The sequence below is a fragment of the Gimesia benthica genome (genome assembly GCF_009720525.1).
Classification (GTDB): domain Bacteria; phylum Planctomycetota; class Planctomycetia; order Planctomycetales; family Planctomycetaceae; genus Gimesia; species Gimesia benthica.
In genome coordinates this window covers 5,604,703-5,625,372 of the sequence record NZ_CP043930.1, presented here as the reverse complement: position 1 = coordinate 5,625,372, position 20,670 = coordinate 5,604,703, and the positions used below count along the sequence as shown (strand labels likewise).

At 54.8% G+C, this 20,670-nt stretch carries 8 protein-coding genes; 3 read left to right on the top strand and 5 right to left on the bottom strand.

The genetic code is table 11. The features are described from left to right. Positions 1–214: 214 nt before the first annotated feature. Positions 215–7,186, bottom strand: a complete 6,972-nt coding sequence (uvrA, locus tag F1728_RS21890) for an excinuclease ABC subunit UvrA (RefSeq protein WP_155365850.1) — start codon at positions 7,184–7,186, stop codon at positions 215–217. Between the two features lie 88 nt (positions 7,187–7,274). Beyond that, the gene (locus F1728_RS21885; protein WP_155365849.1) at positions 7,275–7,679 is read right to left on the bottom strand and encodes a hypothetical protein; all 405 of its coding nucleotides are present in this window, start codon (positions 7,677–7,679) and stop codon (positions 7,275–7,277) included. Positions 7,680–7,853: 174 nt separating this feature from the next. Here F1728_RS21885 and F1728_RS21880 point away from each other — a divergent pair, with 174 nt between their 5' ends. Further along, positions 7,854–8,873: a DUF368 domain-containing protein gene (locus tag F1728_RS21880; RefSeq protein WP_155365848.1), complete on the top strand. Its 1,020-nt coding sequence runs from the start codon at positions 7,854–7,856 to the stop codon at positions 8,871–8,873. 13 nt (positions 8,874–8,886) lie between these two features. Here F1728_RS21880 and F1728_RS21875 read toward each other — a convergent pair whose 3' ends face one another. Both F1728_RS21875 and sppA read right to left on the bottom strand, forming a co-directional pair. Then, entirely contained in the window at positions 8,887–11,223 is a 2,337-nt protein-coding gene (locus F1728_RS21875; RefSeq protein ID WP_155365847.1) for an FG-GAP repeat domain-containing protein, read from the bottom strand. Between the two features lie 78 nt (positions 11,224–11,301). Then, complete coding sequence (sppA, locus tag F1728_RS21870) at positions 11,302–13,110, bottom strand: signal peptide peptidase SppA (protein ID WP_155365846.1); 1,809 nt, start codon at positions 13,108–13,110, stop codon at positions 11,302–11,304. 317 nt (positions 13,111–13,427) lie between these two features. On the opposite strand from sppA, the gene F1728_RS21865 reads away from it, so the two are divergent. Then, positions 13,428–14,240, top strand: a complete 813-nt coding sequence (locus F1728_RS21865) for a hypothetical protein (RefSeq protein ID WP_155365845.1) — start codon at positions 13,428–13,430, stop codon at positions 14,238–14,240. A gap of 296 nt (positions 14,241–14,536) precedes the next feature. After that, positions 14,537–15,736: a pyridoxal phosphate-dependent aminotransferase gene (locus F1728_RS21860; RefSeq protein ID WP_155365844.1), complete on the top strand. Its 1,200-nt coding sequence runs from the start codon at positions 14,537–14,539 to the stop codon at positions 15,734–15,736. Between the two features lie 98 nt (positions 15,737–15,834). Here F1728_RS21860 and F1728_RS21855 read toward each other — a convergent pair whose 3' ends face one another. Continuing rightward, a complete protein-coding gene (locus tag F1728_RS21855) occupies positions 15,835–20,667 on the bottom strand; it encodes a beta strand repeat-containing protein (RefSeq protein ID WP_155365843.1) in 4,833 nt (1,610 codons plus the stop codon). Positions 20,668–20,670 lie beyond the last annotated feature (3 nt).

Here is a 20,670-nt window from a genome sequence, read left to right as displayed (position 1 = left end):
ACGAATTTATCGTTATATAAAACAGGTCCTCACATCATGAACTGTGAGAGATAAGAGCGGCTTGACCTGATTTCAATTCGATTGCGATACGACGTTATAGTTTAAAGATGACTACAACGCTGATTATCGTATCTGTTTATTGAAAATTCGTCAACATCTTTTCCCCAGAGAGGGGATTTACTACTGGTATAACAGTGTCTGTTTATGGTTTCTCTCAGTCGCTGACTGACTTCAACAGTTGCTGAAATGCCTTCGATTCGACCTGTGTTGACTTCGTAAAGCGAATTCGGGCCTGCTCTTTACCGCGAGAATCGGTCTTGATTTCGCGTTCACTTCCCAGATCAGCAATTTTACCCAGAGTAATTTCTCCATCGGCGGCCCGAAAAGTGACATCTACCCCTTCCCGCCGCTTCGTATGGATTGTCAGAAACGGTTTGCGTTTGCCGGCCTGAACAAAATTGACCAGTGATTTGCTGTCCCATTGAATCGACGAATCAGCATACGTCTTTTCCAACACCTCGAAGAGGCTTTCCAGCAGTTCCGGATCCCAGGCAACCCGCTTGTTATTGGGGAAGCCTTTACGGGAGAGATGCCATTTCTTTTTGAGCACCTTCCAAGGCATGATTTCGTCCGGTTTAATTTCCTCGCGATGAATCAGCCCCAGGAACGATTCTGCCGCCGTTTCCAGAAAATCCTGGAAGGCCGGTGTTTCGATTTCTTCCAGCCAGTGGATGGTGAGGGTGACTTCCTGCCAGGGTCCCTTCAGATTTTTGACCCGCACCCGATTGGACCGCCCGTAAATGGGAAGTTCATCCAGATCGTCCAGCGACTTCAACGCGAGTTGCTCCCGCAGCGGTTCCTGCTGGAACGTATTGCGTTTGACGCGGAAGCAGAGCCTTAACAGCCATTCATCGCCGGTGTTCGCGTGCAGGAACCAGCCCTGCTTTTTCACCGGGCCGTTGACTTCGACAATGCTGCGATGGTTCCAGTTGATCTCGCCGAAGCCGTCCTTGTTCTCGATGAAATCAATGATCGATTCGAGTGCGGCCCCTTCCCACTGACAGGCGGCACCGGAAAGCGAAACATGATCCTGGGTATGCCAGCGACGACCATCCTGCTGCCAGGGCATCTGGGCGTCACGACCGATCTGTTTCAGATCGAGGTCCCCTTCCTGTTTTTCGCCGAGGCTCTGTGCATCGAAGACTTCACGCTCTGTCCGTTGACCGGAAGCAAGAATCGGCTGCAGAATCTCGCCGGTATACGAGCGGAGCAGGACCGGCTGTTTTGATTTGCGGGTACTCCGGGATTTCGTTTGTTTCTGATAAGCCTTCGCATGTTCGACCAGTTTTTCGGGTGTGCCGGCGGCGATGATCTGACCGCCGCCGCTACCGGCTTCCGGACCGACGTCTACCAGCCAGTCTGCGGTCTTGATCACATCGAGATTGTGTTCGATGACGATTACCGTGTTGCCGAGTTCCACCAAACTGTTCAAGACTTTGAGCAGCTTGGCGATATCGTCAAAGTGGAGACCGGTCGTCGGTTCATCCAGCAGGTAGAGTGTCTTTCCGGTGTTGGGACGTGCAAGTTCTGCTGCCAGTTTCACCCGCTGCGATTCACCGCCGGAGAGAGTGGGCGCCGACTGTCCCAGGGTGAGGTAATCCAGGCCGATCGCGCACAGGGTTTCCATCGTGCGTCGGATAGCGGGAATATTGCTGAACAGTTCCGCGACTTCGCCGATCGACATCTCCAGCACATCCGCGATGGACTTGCCTTTGTATTTGACCGAGAGCGTTTCCTGGTTGTAACGCTTGCCGTTACAGGTTTCACAGGTCACCCAGACATCGGGCAGGAAGTGCATCTCGATGCACCGCTGACCGTTGCCTTCACAGTCTTCACAACGGCCCCCGGAACGGTTAAAGCTGAAGCGACCGGGTTGATAGCCGCGTACTTTCGCTTCCGGCAGTCGCGAGAAGAGTTCGCGGATCTGATCGAACACGCCGGTATACGTCGCAGGGTTCGAAGCGGGGGTGTTCCCCAAGGGACGCTGATCGACGATGATCGCTTTATTAATCTGATCCAGTCCCAGCAGATCCTGGTAGGGACCAGGGGCTTCCTTGGCGCGATGCAGTTTTTTCGTCACGGCCCGGGCCAGTGTTTCTTCGATGAGCGAACTCTTACCCGACCCGGAAACGCCCGTGATACAGGTGAATGAGCCGAGCGGAATCTGAAGATCGACGGACTGCAGATTGTGGTGGCGGGCGCCGGTCAGTTCCAGCCAGTGTCCGGTGGGCGAGAGCGGAACGTCTGCTTTCCCCTGTTTTTCATAGATCACACGCCGCTCACTGGGGATGGCAATCGTCCTCTGATCGGCCAGATACTGACCGGTCATAGACTTTTTGCTACGCTTCAACTGCTTTGGGGAACCTTTTCCGACAATCGTCCCGCCAAAGCGGCCGGCACCGGGTCCGAAATCATAGAGACAGTCAGACGCTTCAAGCACTTCGCGGTCATGCTCGACCATCACAATTGTATTGCCGATGTCCCGCAGTTTTTTCAGCGTGTTAATCAGGCGAGTGTTATCGCGCGGATGCAGACCAATGGTCGGTTCGTCCAGCACATACAGCACCCCGGTCAGCGAACGTCCGACCTGACCGGCCAGACGAATGCGCTGACTCTCTCCCCCGGAAAGTGTCGGCAGCGGGCGGCTCAAGGTGAGGTAATCGAGCCCCACATCGACGAGGAACTGCAGACGACTGGTGGCTTCCTTGATCAGGTCGCCGGCGATCTGTTTTTCACGTTTGTTGAGTTTCGCCTGCTTGATGAAGTCGAGGGCGGCCTGCAGCGGCAGATCGCAGAACTGGCCAATCGTCTTTCCCTGGAAGCGGACGGCGGCAGCATCCGTACGGAGGCGGCTGCCATTACAGACCGAACAGGGCACTTCGCCAGTCATCTCATGCAGACGACTGCGGAACGCGAATGACAATCGCGACGCTTCCTCAATCGCCGGGTAGAGCCCCTTAAACTGGAATTGAATTTTGCCACTCTCATCCAGGGGGATCCAGCGTTCTTCGTCGCCGTAGAGAATCACGCGTTGCTGTTTGACCGTCAATTGATTGAAGGGGACGTCCAGTGGAATCCGGAACTGCCGTGCAATGGCTTCCAGTGTCTGAGCAAACGCGGCGTTAGTGCGTGGATCGGGCCAGGCGGCGACCGCGGCTTCGCCCAGGCTCCGGTTCGGATCGGGAATCAGTTCCGACAGGTTCGTACCCAGTTCGGTTCCAAGGCCTTCGCAGTATTCACACCAGCCGAGAGGACTGTTGAACGAGTAATTGTGGGGCGTCAGCTCTTCAAAGCTCTGGCCACACTGTTCGCAGAAGTAATACAGGCTGAACGTTTCGAAATCCCATTCCGGTTCCGGCACATCGTCTTCACAGTAGCAGGCATACATCAGCCCTTCCCCGAGAGCCAGCGCTGATTCGACAGAGTCTGCGATGCGGGAGCGGTTTTTGGCAGCCACGGTGATGCGGTCGATCACAACTTCGACTTCATGACGACGCCGACGGTCAATATCAGGAACGTCTTCCAGGCGATAAGTGGTGCCGTCAATGCGAACACGACGGAAGCCCTGCGTGTTGAGTTTCTCCCAGAGCGTGTCGTATGCCTGCCCGACGTTGATATCGACGGGAGCCAGAATCAGCAGCTTCGTCCCCTCTTCCATATCCAGAATTCGCTGGATGACTTCGTCGGTGGTTTGTGTCTCGACGGGAACGTCACAATCGGGGCAGTACATCTTTCCCAGTCGGGCGTAGAGTACGCGGAGATAATCATAAATTTCCGTGACCGTGCCGACCGTGGAACGGGGAGAATGGCCGGTGGTTTTCTGCTCGATGGCGATCGCCGGGGAGAGGCCGTGAATGTGTTCGAATTTGGGTTTGGGCATCTGTCCCAGGAACTGCCGGGCATAGGCTGACAGCGATTCGACATACCGCCGCTGGCCTTCCGCGTAGAGCGTATCCATCGCCAGTGAACTTTTACCACTTCCGCTGGGACCACAGAAGACGTTCATCTGGTCGCGGGTGATCTGCACATCCAGATTCTGCAGGTTGTGCTGGCCGGCGCCGCGAATCGTGATCTCCCGGCTGTCTTTAGGAGAGGCGCCGTTGGATTTCGGAACGGCGGACTGCCAGCGATGGTGCGGATTATTGAGCGTGAGGGTCTGTCTGCCTTTGGCTTTTGCAGGTGGCTTGGCAGGGACCAGGTCGGTCTGTTCTTTCAGTGCGAGCCCCGTATAAGACCAGGGACAGGCGGCGACTTCTTCTGGTGTGCCCTCGATCAGAATCCGGCCTCCCCCCTCGCCCCCCTCGGGTCCCAGGTCGATGACCCAGTCTGCGGTTTTAATCACGTCCAGGTGATGTTCGACGACGAGCACCGTATTCCCGGCATCGGCCAGGTGGTGCAGGACCTTGAGCAGCAGTTTGACGTCTGCAAAATGCAGACCGGTGGTCGGCTCGTCCAGCAGATAAAAGGTGTTTCCGGTGGAGCGTTTCCCCAGTTCGCGGGCCAGCTTAACCCGTTGGGCTTCACCGCCGGAGAGTGTAGGCGAGGGTTGTCCGAGCTTCAGATAATCGAGGCCGACATCGTGCAGGGATTCGAGCAGCTTCAGAATCTTGGGGACGTTCTGGAAATGTTCGATTGCCTGCTGGATGTCCATGTCGAGGACTTCCGCGATGCTCGCGCCTTTGTAACGGATCTCCAGGGTTTCGTGATGGAAACGACGGCCTTCACAGACCGGACAGGGGACCCAGACATCCGCCAGGAAGTCCATCTCCAGCTTGTTGGCACCGTGGCCTTCGCAGGCTTCACATCGTCCGCCGGGCACGTTGAAACTGAAGCGTCCTGCTTTGTAGCCCCGCATGCGGGAATCGGGCAGTTTGGCATACAGGTCACGAATCAGGTCGAAGACTTTGACATAAGTCGCAGGATTCGAACGCGGAGTTCGGCCGATGGGAGACTGATCGATGTCGATGGCTTTGTCGATCAGTTCCAGACCGGTGACTTTCTGATGTTCGCCGGGGTTGCCCTTCCCTTTATTGACCTTCTTATTTAAGACTGGCCAGAGGATATCGTTGATCAGAGAGCTCTTGCCCGATCCACTGACGCCGGTCACGCAGATCACCCCTTTCGTGGGAATCCGCACATCGATGTCTTTCAGATTATGATGTTTGGCGCCTTTAATGTGGAGCGATTCTTTTTTGACCAGCTTGCGGCGGGTTTCCGGAATTTCGATCTTCTCTTTGCCTGACAGGAAGGCAGCTGTCACACTCTCTTTGGCTTTGAGGACATTCTGATACGTGCCTTCCGCGACGATGTAACCTCCCCGTACACCGGGGCCGGGGCCGAAGTCCACAATATGATCTGCGGCCCGCATCGTCTCTTCATCATGCTCAACCACGATGACGGTATTGCCCTGATCGCGAAGATCACAGAGACTTTCCAGCAGCATGGTATTGTCGCGGGGATGCAGGCCGATAGAGGGTTCATCGAGAATGTAGACCACGCCGACCAGTCCACAGCCGATCTGACCGGCGAGTCGGATCCGCTGGCTTTCTCCCCCGGAAAGAGTCGGTGCTGTGCGATCGAGGGTCAGGTAATTCAGTCCGCAACGCAGCAGAAAGCCGAGTCGCCCGCGGATTTCTTTGAGAACTTCTTCTGCGATCAGCAGGCCGGTCTGATCGAGGTCCAGCGTCTCGAAGAAATGGGCGGCTTCTTCGATGCTGAAGGCACAGACTTCCGGCAGCGTTCTGGTGACCGGGTCCTTATCTTCCTTTTCTGCATAACTGAGCGAGGCAATCCGGACGTGTCGTGCCTGCGAGTTGAGCCGGGTCCCCTGACAGCTGGAGCACTGCACGAAATCCATATATTTTTCGAGCTGTTTCCGACGCATCGGGTTACTGGTTTTGCGATAACTTTCCAGCAGCTCTTCGACATAACCGTCCCAGGTGCCGCCGTGCTTCCAGACCCCGCCGGAATGACGCCAGCTGAACGTGATGTTCCGCTCCCCCGTTCCAAACAGGAACTGCTGCTGAGCCGCTTCGGGAAGTTCGTTCCAGGGGGTTTTGAGGAAACTGTCTTCCTCCATTTTCAGGTCGCGTTCGATGGAGCGGGCGACGCCCTGGTAGATATGCCGTCGCCACTTGCCGACTTTGCTCAAGGGCCCCAGCAGTTCGAAGGCCCCCTTTAGAATCGACTTTGTCTCGCTGGAGAGAATCGCATCCAGCGGAAAGTCGTACCGCATTCCGAGCCCGTTACATTCGCCACACATCCCGAGCGGACTGTTGAAACTGAAGAGCTGCGGTGTGGGTGGTTCGTAACTGATGCCACAATCGGCACAGGCGTAGCGCGAGCTGTAGAGTTTTTCGGGGGCGGGCTGGTCTGTCTCCTGCTGTCCCGGCTGCGATTTTGACGAGACTTCCTCAACAACAATCAATGTACCGTTCGACATTTTGAGTGCCAGCTCGACCGATTCGGCCAGTCGGGAACGACTGACTTTGCCTGCGACCAGGCGATCGATGACCACTTCGATGGTGTGCCGCATCTGGCGATCGAGTTGCAGCTGATCGGAAAGCTGGACCATGCGTCCGTCAACGCGGGCCCGCAGAAAGCCCTGCTTGAGCAGATCTTCGAAGAGGTCTTTGTATTCCCCTTTCTGCTGCTGAATGAGCGGCGCCAGAATGGAATAGCGGGTCTTATCCGGCATCAGGCCGATGGAATCGATAATCCGCTCGCTGCTCTGCGATGTGATCGGCTTGCCACACTTTTCACAGTAGCCCTGCCCGACCCGGGCGAAGAGCACGCGAAGATAGTCATAGATTTCGGTGATGGTGCCGACAGTACTGCGCGGGTTGCGACCGCTCATCTTCTGTTGAATCGAGATGGAGGGTGCCAGTCCCGAAATGGAGTCGACCTCGGGCTTGGGCATCTGTCCGAGGAACTGCCGGGCATAGCTGGAGAGCGATTCGACGTACCGCCGCTGCCCTTCCGCGTAGAGGGTATCGAAGGCGAGTGAGCTTTTACCCGAACCACTGACGCCCGTCATGACGATCAGGCGATTGCGGGGCAGCTGCACACTGACGTTCCGCAGGTTGTGCTCACGGGCACCGGTAATGATGATATCTTTTTGTGACATGGACCGCGTTATACCAAACGGCTGACGCCGGGTTTGAAAACAGCTGACAATGAGGGGATCAAATCGAGCACGGGATTGCAGGGTGGAATCAGATCAGACCATCTCCGAATGATTCGTCTGACTCTTCCGCGGGCTGATCCGGTTCTGCGGAGGCGGACGACTCTGTCTGCTCAGAACTTTCCAGGGGAGGGGCTGCTTCCTGCGCCGTGATCGATTCGGGCTCCGCGGCAGGCTCAAATTCCAGGGAGCGGGCCAAGGCTGCAGCACGCTCTGAGGAAGATTGATCGCTCTCTGCCGTTTCAGCAAAATCGAAGTGATAGGGATCTTCGTGCAGTTTTCGCTGTTCCTCGATCAGCTGCATGAAGACGGTTTCCCCGTTGACCTGCGTCGATTTGGCAACCACGTCGCCGCTCAAACGGATCGTCTGACCGGTTTTCGGGCATTTCCAGAGTCGCCTGACATCGAGGTCCAGCTTTAATCCGGGGCCTTTCATACTGTCTGTCTCTTTGCTGATGGAGGTTTGAAAATCAACACTTTTCAGATGTGTCTGACTAGATTACACTCTGCAACACCATGAAACATACCTGATGCCATATCTCCGGTTCAATTGCTGGCGGCAAAATAATTGGATTGGAAGTTCTTTTGTTCATTAGATCAAGGTTTATCGATGTCTGATTCCGAGCAGTCTGAACCAGGTTCCCCTTCCCGTTTTCCCGCGCGTGCAGACCTGGTTCAGGTGGGACGGGGCCTGCTGATGGGGGGCGCCGATATTATCCCTGGCGTTTCCGGTGGAACGGTGGCGTTGATCCTGGGCATCTACCAGCGACTGATTACCGCGATCAGCCACTGTGACGCGCGGCTGTTTCAAATGCTGCTCCGTCGCGAATGGTCGGCTGCGGCCCGACACCTGGATCTGCGGTTCATCATTCCCCTGGGGTTTGGCATTCTGACCGGGGTCGTCAGCCTGGCGAGCCTGATGCATTACCTGCTCGACTATCATCTGCAGCTGACGCTATCCCTGTTTTTTGGCCTGATTCTGGCTTCGAGTTTCCTGGTCGCCCAGATGGTGCAGCGCTGGACCGTGCTGAACGTGCTGGCCTTCATTGTCTCCACGATTGGCGTATATATTCTGGTGGGGGAACATTCGATAAAACCGCCTGAAGGGAATCTGTATGTTTTCTTCTGTGGCATGATCGCGATCTGTGCGATGATTCTCCCCGGGATCAGCGGCGCACTGATCCTGATTCTGCTGGGCAAATATCACGATGTGACCGGACTGTTGAAGACGATTCCCAGGGAACTGCTCAAGGGAAACATCGACTGGAACGGCCTGCTGACGGTGCTGGTGTTCGTGCTGGGCTGCCTGCTGGGACTGATTCTGTTCAGCAAGGTGCTCCGCTGGCTGCTGCACAACTATCACACACTGACGATGGCCGTGCTGTGCGGGCTGATGGTTGGCTCGCTGAGACGGATCTGGCCGTTCAAGGTGGATGTCACGCCTTATACCAGCGATCAGACTCCGGAAATGGTTCCGTTCAAGCACCGGATTTACGAAAACATCTGGCCTGAATCATTTGGCGGGATGTTCTGGTCATCGATCGCACTCATCATCGTGGCGGCCCTGCTTGTCTGGGGGCTGGACCGCCTGTCGCAGAAATATGCGATGCACGATTCCTCAGAAATGTAAGCCGACGGGAAACTTACTTCCCATCATCCTGCGGGTAGAGCAGTACGCGGTCGTGACAGAGCAGAATCAGATCTTTGCGATTGTCGCCCGTCACATCGGCGATGACTGCTTCGCGGGGATCGATGCCGGTCCGGTTGGAGCGGGAAAAGGTTTTCTCTTCGAAGATCTTGAAATTCAGTGCGTGGCGTAAGCCTGGTTTGTCTTTGAAATTCAGAATTTCAACCTGGTGCGTCCGCAGATCGAGAATGACCACATCGGGAGCACCGTCACCGTTCAGGTCTCCCGCAACGGAATCGGTAAAGTAGGCCTGGGGCAGTTTCGATTCATACGAGGCGACCTCTTTGAGAGTGGGCGGAGTCTGACCGGAATACAGAATTCCGAACTGACCGCGACCGAAGAGAACCAGATCGGGCCGCTGGTCTCCATTCAGATCAGCCACGTGCGCTGAGAGCAGCGGAAACTCGCCGATTTCGACTTCCTTCCAGGGACGATAAACGTTGGATTCTTTACGGAGGATCCGCAGTTTCTGGACACCGAGATCGATGAGCACGATTTCGTCGCCGGGCTCTCCGTCGAGATCCATATTCACGGCGCCTTCCACGCGGGCCTTGCTTTCGGGGGCATTGAACTGATCAACGACCTGCCATTGATTGTCGGAATTCAGAATCAGTCTGCGGGCGAAGTTGTTCTGAGCGGTGAGGATCCAGTCCCGTTTGGGACCACCGATAAAAATGGACTCGGGTTTGATTTCATCGAGGTTAATTCCGCCGGACGGTGTGATCAACTGGGGAGTCTGTTTCGGCGTTAACGTAATCATCTTGGGTGAGCGGGAGAGCCCGTAGAAGGCCATCAGCTCGTAGATGCCGTCGCCGTTGGCATCCAGTTTGACCAGCGACTTGGGTGAATCCAGATTTGGCGGGTCGCTGGGGAACTGATATTCGCTCCAGCTGCCATCCTTGTTCAGACGCAGGGCCTGCAGCTGGTATCTGTAGCCGCGTTTATCACCGACTTTCGCGACATAGATCAGTTCGGGTGACTGATTCCCGTCGAGATCCGCCAGTTCGAATGCCAGTGGTTCGCCTTTAATGGGCAGCACTTTGGGAAATGAGAGCCGCTGTTTGTCCAGCGCACTGACGCCGATGATTTTTTCGCGCTCGCTGAGCACAAAGACTTCGCCTTTGCCGTCGCCGTTAACGTCTTCGACGCGGAGCTGTTCGACTCCGAGCAGACCGGGATAGGTCTGCCCCAAGTCCAGGCCGCGGTCTTTGGTCTGCAGGTAGACGAGCATCTGTGCCGTTTCGGGATCGGAAACGACGACGTCCGTCAATCCGTCGCCATTGATATCACCGAGGTCAAACCCCCGGTTGCGTCCGGAACCTTCTTCACCGAACCCGTAGAGTGTGAGCCGTTTGGAGATTTCACCATCTTTCGACTGTGCCTTCTCCAGCTGCTGTACTTTGAGGCGACCGGTCTGGGAATCGATGGTGAGGATTTCCGAACCCGGTTTGCCGTCAATTTCTGAAAGTGTGACCGAGCGGGGGCTGGAGAGTTCAAAGCGGATTTCCGGTCCCAGGTGGCCATCCTGTTTCTGCAGACGGGCACAGAGGACCTGATCTTTGCCATCGCGCGTGGCGTAGGTGAAGTCATTGCGGCCATCCCCGTTCAGGTCAGCGATGGAGGCCAGGCCCAGCTTGGGTGACGTATTCAGGATGGAACGAGGCGTTGCGAAGTCGCCCTTCTCGTCCTGCAGAATGACGTAGGTGTGATTGGTACCGAGTACGATGAGGTCGGTCCGCTGATCGAAGTTCAGATCTCCGGCAGCGATTGTCCATTGCGTGGGTTGCAGGTCCGCCAGGCGAATGCGTTTGCGATCGGACCAGCCGCCATTTTCAGTCTGGTAACGGATAATCAGTCGATCGGGAAGTGCGAGGTATGCCAGATCGTTGCGACCGTCGCCATTGAAGTCGCCGACCGTGAGTGCCGAGATGGAGACATCGACGGGTACCTTGACGTGTTTGAAACGGGCATCATCGGGAATGAAGTTCACGCCATCGCTGACCTCTTCACTCATCGGATCTTCGTTGCCGGTACGCTGCTGCAGGATATCGATGCGGCTGTTGCTGTTGTCAATCAGCACCAGATCATTCAGCTTGTCCCCGTTCATGTCGGCGGCGAGCATATTGGAAGAACGATCGGAGAGCTTGAAAAGTTCCAGCGGCTTGAAACCGTAGTAGTCGGCAAGCCGGGGCTTCTCGTCTGCAGAGACGTATGCGGTCATGCCTCCCAGCAGAACCAGCGTGAATACCACCAGGAATGATTTTCCACCTGCGATTTTGAAGCCCTTAAACATCCTGTCTCCCTGCCTGCTGAATTCTGATTCTGAAAGTTAGTCGATCCTAATTCGATCAACGGCTAAGTCTGCTGTTGCTTAATTTACGCGAAGATCGAACGGCATGATAGTCAATGTCTTCTCGCGTGACAGCAGATTGATCAAATCAAACTTTTTCAACTGCTGTGCCAGCTCCGGAGAGAGCAGATTCAGCATGTTTGAGAGCTGACTGGATTGACGGCTCTGGGTATCGGCGGTTCCGAACAGTTGTTCGAAGGGGCTGGTCGGACGCGGGAGAATCAGTTTTTCGAATTTCTCGCCTTCGGGAATCTTGCCGAGCTTGCGCGCGTATTCGATGGCTTCTTCCAGGGTTCCCAGTTCATCGACCAGACCGATTTTCAGCGCCATCTCGCCAGTATAGACGCGACCGCGGGCGAGTTTCTCGAGCTGGTCATATTTCATTTTGCGGCCCTCGGCGGCTTTTTCTGTGAACTGCTTATAAACCGCATGGAGCAGTTTGGTGACCGCGGCCTTTTCCGATTCGGTGAAGCTGGTCATCGGGCTGAAAGTACCGCTGTTCTTACCACGGGAGATCACACTGGTGGTGATGCCGATCTTGTTATACAGGCCTTCCACGGCCAGTTTGCCTCCAACGACGCCGATAGAACCGGTAAGTGTTCCCGGTTCGGCGAAGATCCGTTCCGCTCCCATGGAGATGTAATATCCGCCACTGGCGGCGACATCGCCCATGCTGACGACCAGTGGTTTTCCGGATTCTTCCAGGGCGCGCCACATCAGGTCGCTGGCCAGGGCACTACCGCCCGGGCTGTCGACGCGAACGACGATTGCTTTGACCTGATCATCTTTAGCTGCTTTTTCGACGGCTTTGATGAATGTGTCCGAACCGAGCACGTTGACTCCGAAGAGGCCTCCCTGTGAGCTGGAACCGGACATGATGGCTCCGGTCGCATAGATCACGGCGACGCGCGGTCCGGAACCGATCCGCTGTGAGGAGTCGATGCCGGCCAGCAGGTCCATGAGTTTGATCAGCCCGGCAATCCCGGAGAAGTCGGTATCGAGGCGTTTCTTGGCATACTTTTTGATGATTTTGACGTCTTTATTTTTGTCTCCCCCGGTAATCAGCTTCGGAAGCTGATCTTCGTATGCCAGGTGGTCAATTAAACCTCGCTCCTTTGCGTCCGCAGCCATATAGGGACCGGCATCGATGGCGGCTTCGACTTTACTATCGGCCAGACCGCGGTCTTTGGAAATCGTGTCGACAATCTGTCCGTAGTAGTTGTCCAGGATCGCTTCCATCTCTTCACGGAAGGCGGGGCTCATGTCGGTGCGGGTATAGGGTTCGGCGGCCGACTTGTATTCACCGACGCGTAACACATCGGGTTTGACATTCAGCCAGTCGAACAGGTTTTTGTAGAAGCTGACTTCCGCCCGTAGACCGAGCAGAATCAGCGAAGCCGATTCGGGCATCACGATTTCATCGCAGGCGGTGGCGAGCAGATAATCCTTGGTCATTCCTGATTCAATCCAGGCGTAGACCTTCTTGTCATTCTTGCGGACTTTCTGAATGGCCTGACGGATTTCATTCAGTTTGGCCCAGCCGACAGAAGTCCCTTTGATGTGCAGAATCACCCCGGACAGAGATTTGTCTTCGGAGGCTTTTTCCAGCCGCTGGGTCAATTTGGAGAGTGACTCGGTGACATCACCAAACAGTCCCGGCATCTGGGGCCCTTCGGGATAGTCTCCTTTGATGATGATGTGCGCCCAGTTTTCGCGGATGGGCTTCGATTCCTCTTCCGCGGCGGTGGCCACATTCTGGAACAGACAGAAACAACATCCCCAGATCAGCAGGAGTGCAAACCAGCGTTTGTTTGGAAAAGTGGATGACATCAGGAATCTCCAATAGAGGGACGCATGTATTGTCTGTTGAACAGGCATGAGCAGCCGGGAGACCGGATACGCCTCACAAACATTAAAATCGTATTAATGACTATAAGCAGTCTAAGTCGAACAACGTACCACGGTCAAGAAAGAGTTGACTGATGCTCCCGTTATATGAGCTGAATCCGGTCTGGTTGTGAATTTTCGGGCAGGAAAAACTAAAAAGTGTTGTCAGCGGATGGCGCTTTTGTCACACTAAGATCTGTGAATGGCATGGTTCTCTGCCAGACCCGCTCCGATTCCTTAACAACTCTGGTTTACCCGCAATGATGTCTGTCCGAACATTTCTGCTCTCTGTCATCTGTGTTCTTGCTTTTTCCAGTGCGCTGCCCGCACAGGGACTTATCTGGGAACTGCCTCCCGATGGCTCCTGGGTTCGCTTTGAAGGCACTTATGAAAAAGAGATGCCAGGTCCTCAATCGAATGACCTGAATGTCAAACTGCAATGGACGCGGCACCTGGTAATCAGTTCTGTGGGTTCCGAGATGGCCGAGTTCGCAGGCGAGCAGACGGCCTGCCGCTGGCTGGAATTCAAAACCACCACCGGCAAAGCAACCGAGTCCGGCATTGCTCCTGGAGTTTCCGGTCCCCGGATCTACAAAGTGCTGATTCCGGAAAAAGCGATCAACGGCGAGATTGTCGATCAGAGCAAGATTCCGGTCACGTTCCTGCCGATCGTCAAGGGATACCGCAAAGTCGGCGACCGGGCCGTCGAACCGTTGAAAACCAACGTGCTGCGGTTCTACCCCATGATCACCATGCTGGAGCATTACACCCAGTGGGATTCGGTCGGCGAACCAGCGATGGTTGATATTCCCACCGGCGCTGTCACCGCCCAGGCTTACAAAGGGACCTTCAGCAGCGAAAGCACGACGACGCGTTCCAAAAACGAAGGCACGATCTGGCGGACGAAACAGATTCCCTTCGGCGTCGCCAAGTGGACTGTGGATGTCACCCGCGACACCAAGGGGGGCACGCAGCCCCGCTCTGAATTCAAGATGACGTCCCGCATCCATGTCGAGATGTCGGCCCACGAAGTCGGACAGAACGCCGAAACCGAGCTGCCCGCTTCGCGCTAAGGGTTATCCAGACCTGTATATCGGAAAAACGACACTACCGGTATCTTTGTTCCCGCCTGTCGGCAGTTCGTTGCATCCGGGGCTTGAAATCGCTTTCCCTGCGGCTCTGCGGCCTGAGATTCCCGTTCGTTTTACAAACAGGGGCACCCGAGACTTGACGCTTTCCCCGTGGGTGAAAAGAATCAGGTGTTTACGAACTTTTTCGTTTCCCCGGTGTCGTGTGTGGGGAAAATTGAGATCTGACAGTGTATTCAGATCCACTAACTTTGATGTATTCAGATAAGAAGACCGCTATTATGCCGATGGAGCTCTCCTCAACTGTTCAGAAACTGAAACCATCCGCCACGATTGCCGCTGCAGCGAAGGCCAAGGAACTGAAAAGCACCGGGGTCAAGGTTTATGAGTTCACCCTGGGAGAGCCGGACTTCAACACCCCGGCCCACATTTGTGATGCTGCCAAAGCAGCCATGGACGCCGGCCAGACTCACTACACCCCGGCCGCGGGAACTCCGGAAGTCAAACAGGCGATCTGCGATGCCTACCAGCGGGATTACGGTTTGAGCTTTCAGCCGAGCCAGGTTGTGGTCTCCAACGGTGCCAAGCACTCAATCCACAATGTGCTGACCGCCTTGTGTGGTCCCGGCGATGAAGTGATCATCCCCACGCCTTACTGGGTCAGTTACAGCGCCCTGGTCGAACTGACGGGCGCGACTCCCGTGATGGTCGAAACCAGTGAAGAGAGTGGCTTCTGCATGAGTGCAGAACAGTTCGCTGCGGCGATCACTCCCAAAACCAAGCTGATGATGCTCAACAACCCCTGCAACCCGACCGGTGCAGCCTACACTGTCGAGACACTGGAAGCACTGGCCAAAGTGGCTGTCGAAAAAGATGTCGCGGTGATGTCTGACGAGATCTACGAAAAACTGATCTACGAAGGATCGGAATTCCGCAGCTTTGCGTCCTTCGGTCCCGAAGTCGCTGCACGGACGATTATCGTCAGTGGTGTGAGTAAAGCCTACGCGATGACCGGCTGGCGTATTGGCTGGGCGATCGCTCCAGTGGAAGTCTCCGCTGCGATGACCAAGCTGCAGAGCCAGGAAACATCCAACCCGTGCAGCATCAGTCAGGCAGCCACGATCGCTGCTCTGACAGGAACCCAGGACAGCGTGGAGGAGATGCTGGCCGCGTTCAAAGAACGTCGCGCTTACGTACTGGAACGGCTGCACAAGTTCCCGGACATCAGCTTCGCTGAACCTGGTGGCGCATTCTATGCGTTCTTCAACGTAAGTGCCCACTTCAATAAGCCTCTGGGGGGTGGCAAGGTTGTGAAAGACGCAACCGAATTCTGTACCGCCCTGCTGGAAGAGGCCCATGTGGCACTGGTCACCGGTGATGCCTTTGGTGCTCCCGGTTATGTGCGTCTGTCTTTCGCGACCGACATGCAGACCATTGAAGAAGGTCTGAACCGGATCGAGCAGTTCCTCTCGCCGGCTTAAGCGTTTTCAATTTACACATAAAAAAACACCATCCCGAATTGCTTCAGGATGGTGTTTTTGTTTTTAACAGGTGCTGTTGTCAGCACATGCTGTTGATCTTAGTACTGTCCCCAACCGAAGGGCAGTTCGCCGGTAATCGTACCACCAAAGTTGACACCGTTTGCATCGCCGGTTGTGGTGTAGGGGCTGCCATCCAGGATGAAGATCCCGAGGTCACCAGTACTGTCAACCCGGAAGGTACTGGCTCCGGTACCGGAGTAGAGGAAGGTTCCAGCACCTGGATCGATCAGGTTCGCAATACGAGCAGCCTGACGTTGAGCGTTACGACGACGTGTGGTCGAGGTGAAGGGACCATCGAATGGCACACTGTTTGTATTCAAGCGAGACTTGAAGGTATCAGCATTGTTGTAGAAGGCACCAGTGTTATTCACATCTGAGGCGATGATCGTGTTGTTATCCCAGTTCAAGTCCAAACGAGCCAGTGGGTCGCTCTGGAAGGTGGTGATGGCTGTCGGGTCGGTCGTCGCCCCCCAGGTACCTGCGGTCGCAGCAGGATCGGCAGTTGAAGTGAACGACTCGAAGAAGGCGTCCGATCCAAAGTTTCCTGTGAGTGTCGAGTTGGTGACAGACATGATCACACCAGAGTTAGTGAAGTTACCCAGACCATCGCTGGCAAAGCCGCCGGCGTTAGTCGTACTGGTACTGGCGTTGGTCGTACCGACACGGACCACCAGACCGGTTGCGCTGAAGCCACTATTGAAGCCGTTAGCCAGGATCTGGTTATTATCCATATCAAATCTCAAGAAGACATCGTGGAAGATATTTCCATCAGCCAGGAGAGCAGTTGTCGAAGCGACATTCTGTGTCTGGTTGTTGGAGGCAGTGTAGACCACATAGACCCCTTCTTCGAGGTTGGCATTCACAACGTTATTGTTGAAGGTAATGTTATACGCAGAGGCTCCAAGCGAACCCGGACGAGCCAGGACATCGAAACCACGTCCGTTGTTGAAGTCGATCGTGTTCCCGGTCACGGTCAGGTTGTAGGTTCCTGAGGCACCGGAGTTAGTGAATTCAATACCATCTCCACCGTTGAGGGTAATATCGTTGTTGACGATGCTGGTCGTGTTGACCGGTCGCACATCCATATCGATACCACTTCCGACGTTCTGTCGAATGGAGTTATATCCGATCGTCAGACCAGCCCCCCCCGCGGTGCCAGTCAGTGACAACCCGTCATCCCCGTTGCTCGCGATCAGGTTGGCCTGTGCGGAATCAACGGCACTACCGATGACCAGGTTCTCAGAGTTAGCATCGAGGTTAATACCACTCAGAGTATTGCCCGTGATTACGTTCTGGGTCCAGTTACCAGAGACAGCCCGCTGGTCGGTCGGATCGTTAACCTGTTCGGTCGTCCGGATACCATTGGCACCGTTTCCGGTAATTGTGTTCTGAGAGATGTTTGCCTCTAACAGGGCATCTGCCTGCACGCTGATATCGATACCATTCTCAGTGTTATCGGTAATGGTGTTGTTATTGATGGTATAGTCATCAGTAATATTAGCATTGGCGGCGGTCAGGCTGATCCCGTCCAGAGTATTTCCGGTCATGGTGTTACTCAGAATCTGGAAGTTATCAACGACACCGTTGGCGGTTCGAATTACTTCGAGACCACTGCCACCGTTGCCCGTGAAGGTGTTACCGAAGCCTGTTGCCCCGCCGACGACAACGTTAGTGAGCGAGGCGAAGTCAGCACCATTGTTACCCGTGACACTGTAATACAGACCAGAGGCAGCATTGTTCTGGAATGTAGAACGCTGGATGGTACCGGTATAGGTGGCAGTATCCCGCAGGACGAAGCCAACCCCCTGACCACTGAAGTCAGTACTCAGAGCCGTATCGGTTGTCGTGTTAAAGTCGTGCTGGTCAATGTCGACCTGGTTTGTCGTGTTACCTTCCATGACGAAGCCGATATGGGCATCGCCGTTATCCTGGAAGGTATTGATTTCCGAGTTGTCGACTGAAGCCAGGTTACCAAAGGTCAGCGTTACACCACCGGGTGCAGGAACAGTGGTTGTGCCTGCGACAGTACCGCCGACACCGAATCCAGCCCCGGCACGACCGATGAAGGTGTTACGCGTGATGGTGGCTGTGGTGCGAACATCACTGGTATCAAACAGGATCCCTGAGGTTCCAGAAGTCGTACGGTTGAAGTTATTGGAATCGATGCTGCCCAGGGTATTGGTGGCAGTTGTTGCTGCCCCCAGGTCACTGCCCCCGAAGAACAGACCCGCTTCGGTATTGTCACTGAAATCGTTCTCAGAAATCAGTGCCGTGGTGAAGGTACCACCATCGTTATTCGTAATACTCATCCCGTTCCCGGTGTTACCGGTGAAGGTGTTATTACCGATGGACGGTGATCCGTAGCCGGTGAGGTCAATCGAACCACTGTTGAGTGTGATTGCCAAACCGTCTGCGGTGTTGCCGGTCGCGGTATTGTTGATAATACTACCGGTAATGGCACCACCGTTGGCGGTATTCAGACTGATACCGTTCTGACCGTTACTGTTAAAGAGGTTCGGTGACACATTGATGTTACCGATATTCAGGTTAATGGTGGAACCCGGACCGTCAGCTGTCGCCACAAAACCGTCGGTGGTGTTGTTGCTGGCGTTGATGTTGGTCATCCCCAGGTTCAGTACCCCGTCCCCGTTCACATCTTCACCCGGATCGAGTGTTCCGTTCTGGTTCAAATCTTCTGACAGAGCGGAAATTACACCGCCGGCAGTAGCATCGAACGCGATACCGATCCCCGTGTTATTGGTTGCCGTGATGGTATCGAAGCTGCGGAAGGTGATTGTACCGCCGTTCGAGTTGACATGCAGACCAGTATTGGGATTGATGTTATTGTTGAAAGTATTGTTCGAGAAATCGGTATCGATAGTACCACCGTTCTCAGTGATGATCATCCCGGTACCATTGCTGTTGGATGTATTCCCGGTAATACCCAGGGTCGTCACACCGTCAGCTGCCGTTCCTACACCATCGATCGTACTGCCGGCATTGGCAATGATTTCGAAACCGGTTCCCGTGCCTGGAGGTACGACACCCAGGTTGTTGGTTGTCGTGTTATCCTTGAAGGAGAGTTCCAGAGTTCCTGCATTCTGGTTGATGAGAGCTCCATGGAAGGAGTTAGCCCCATCACCCGAGAAGGTGTTGGTAGAAACAATACCGATGCCATCAGCCGTGTTGGTGACATTCACACCACGGTTGTAAAGGACAAACGAGTTGTTGTTGATATTGAACCCGCGTGTGCCTGCGGAGTAAATGCCATCGTTGTAAGGCAGTGCACCACCGGCACGAGTACCGCTGATGTTGAAGCCGGACACTTCCCAGGCTCCGCCTTGTCCGACGACCACAGCACCAGCTGCACCACCGGCTCCGGCAGTGTTGGTCAGAGTCGGACGACTGGCAGCCGGGTTGTAACCAGGCAGGTTCAGTGTGCTGATGCTACCATCGTTGAAGACGTTAATGGTGTGCTGGACTGCTTCACTCAACAACCGCTGACCGGTTACACCCACGCCTTTATCCAGCAGGGTAATCTGCCCGTCGAGGTTGAGCTCGTTACCATCCTGTACGAAGATGATGTCTGTATCAGCCGTTGGTGGAGAAGCGTTGTAGGCAGCGACAGAACCGAAGGGGGTTTCATAGGTACCATTTCCGGCGGCACCGTAGTCTGGATCGATATGCTGTACGATATAAGGCATATTGTCATCCGGATTGATCGCCATTTCGCTGTTGATGGTCTCTTTAACGTGAGCCACAACGCGGTAGTTACGATTCATAGGCTGGTACATACGCTGCTGGAGAGTCTTGGGACGCATCCACTTGTTCGAACGACCATCGGGAATGGTCAGAATGACATTCATCCAGGCATTCGAACCGAAGACAGAGTCCTTGGCGTAACTGACGCTCATCTGCCACCAGTCATTGATATTGGCTTCCGCCCGGAACTTGGCACCGGAGGCACTCTTGTCGTGGTCTGAGTTGTAGTAGTAACCACCGACAAAACCGTCGATGCCGTACTTACCGAGAACCGGTAGTGGACCACCGATTTCAGCATCAACACCACCGTAAGATGATTCAGACCGACGTGTACGGTTCAGGAAGATATAGTTCGACTGGAAGTAGCCGCCACCGTTCAGGTTGTTCGAAATGACAACTTCATTATTATTGATGGGGAAGTATCCGTTAATCCGTCCGGTCAGGTATTGACCGATGACTTCACCACTGACACCAATCTGATGGTAATCCTGGTAGTGGCCGTCGTCGTAGTCGTACCAACCTGCGAGGGTGAAGATCTTATCGAGATTTTCACTATAGGCACGCCATCCGGCACCGAGGTTCACACCACCGGCTCCCTGGTCGGTAACCATGGCCCGGACATCCAGGAACAGCATGCTCTGTTCGGGGCGAATGGTGAAGGGAATCAACATGCCGAGGTTGGAGTAACCGTCGTCGTATCCAATCCCTCCGCCGATGCCTTTGTCGAGGCGGAAGATCGGATGAAATTCATCGACGGGCATCGGCTGGTAACCGGCGCCGGTGTCAACGAATTCATTGACTTCCATCGTGCGGGGATCAGGATAGCGATAAGGAATGTATCCTTGTGGCACATCCTTGTAGCTGACATCCTTCATGGATGAAAAGCCGGGGACATCATTTCGTTGAACCTGGTTTGCAGGAGTGAAATCATGCCGGAACCCTCCGGAAGAGACACTCCCCACAATGGCGGAACCTGCTGGCTCTCCAATCGTGGTCCGTCCCTCAGTTTGATCACTACCATTCTCATCAGGTGCTGCTGCTGATACCAAAGCCAGTAAATACTGAGAGGCTAAAAAGAAGCAGGCCAGGCTGACACGTAATTTGTTCATCGA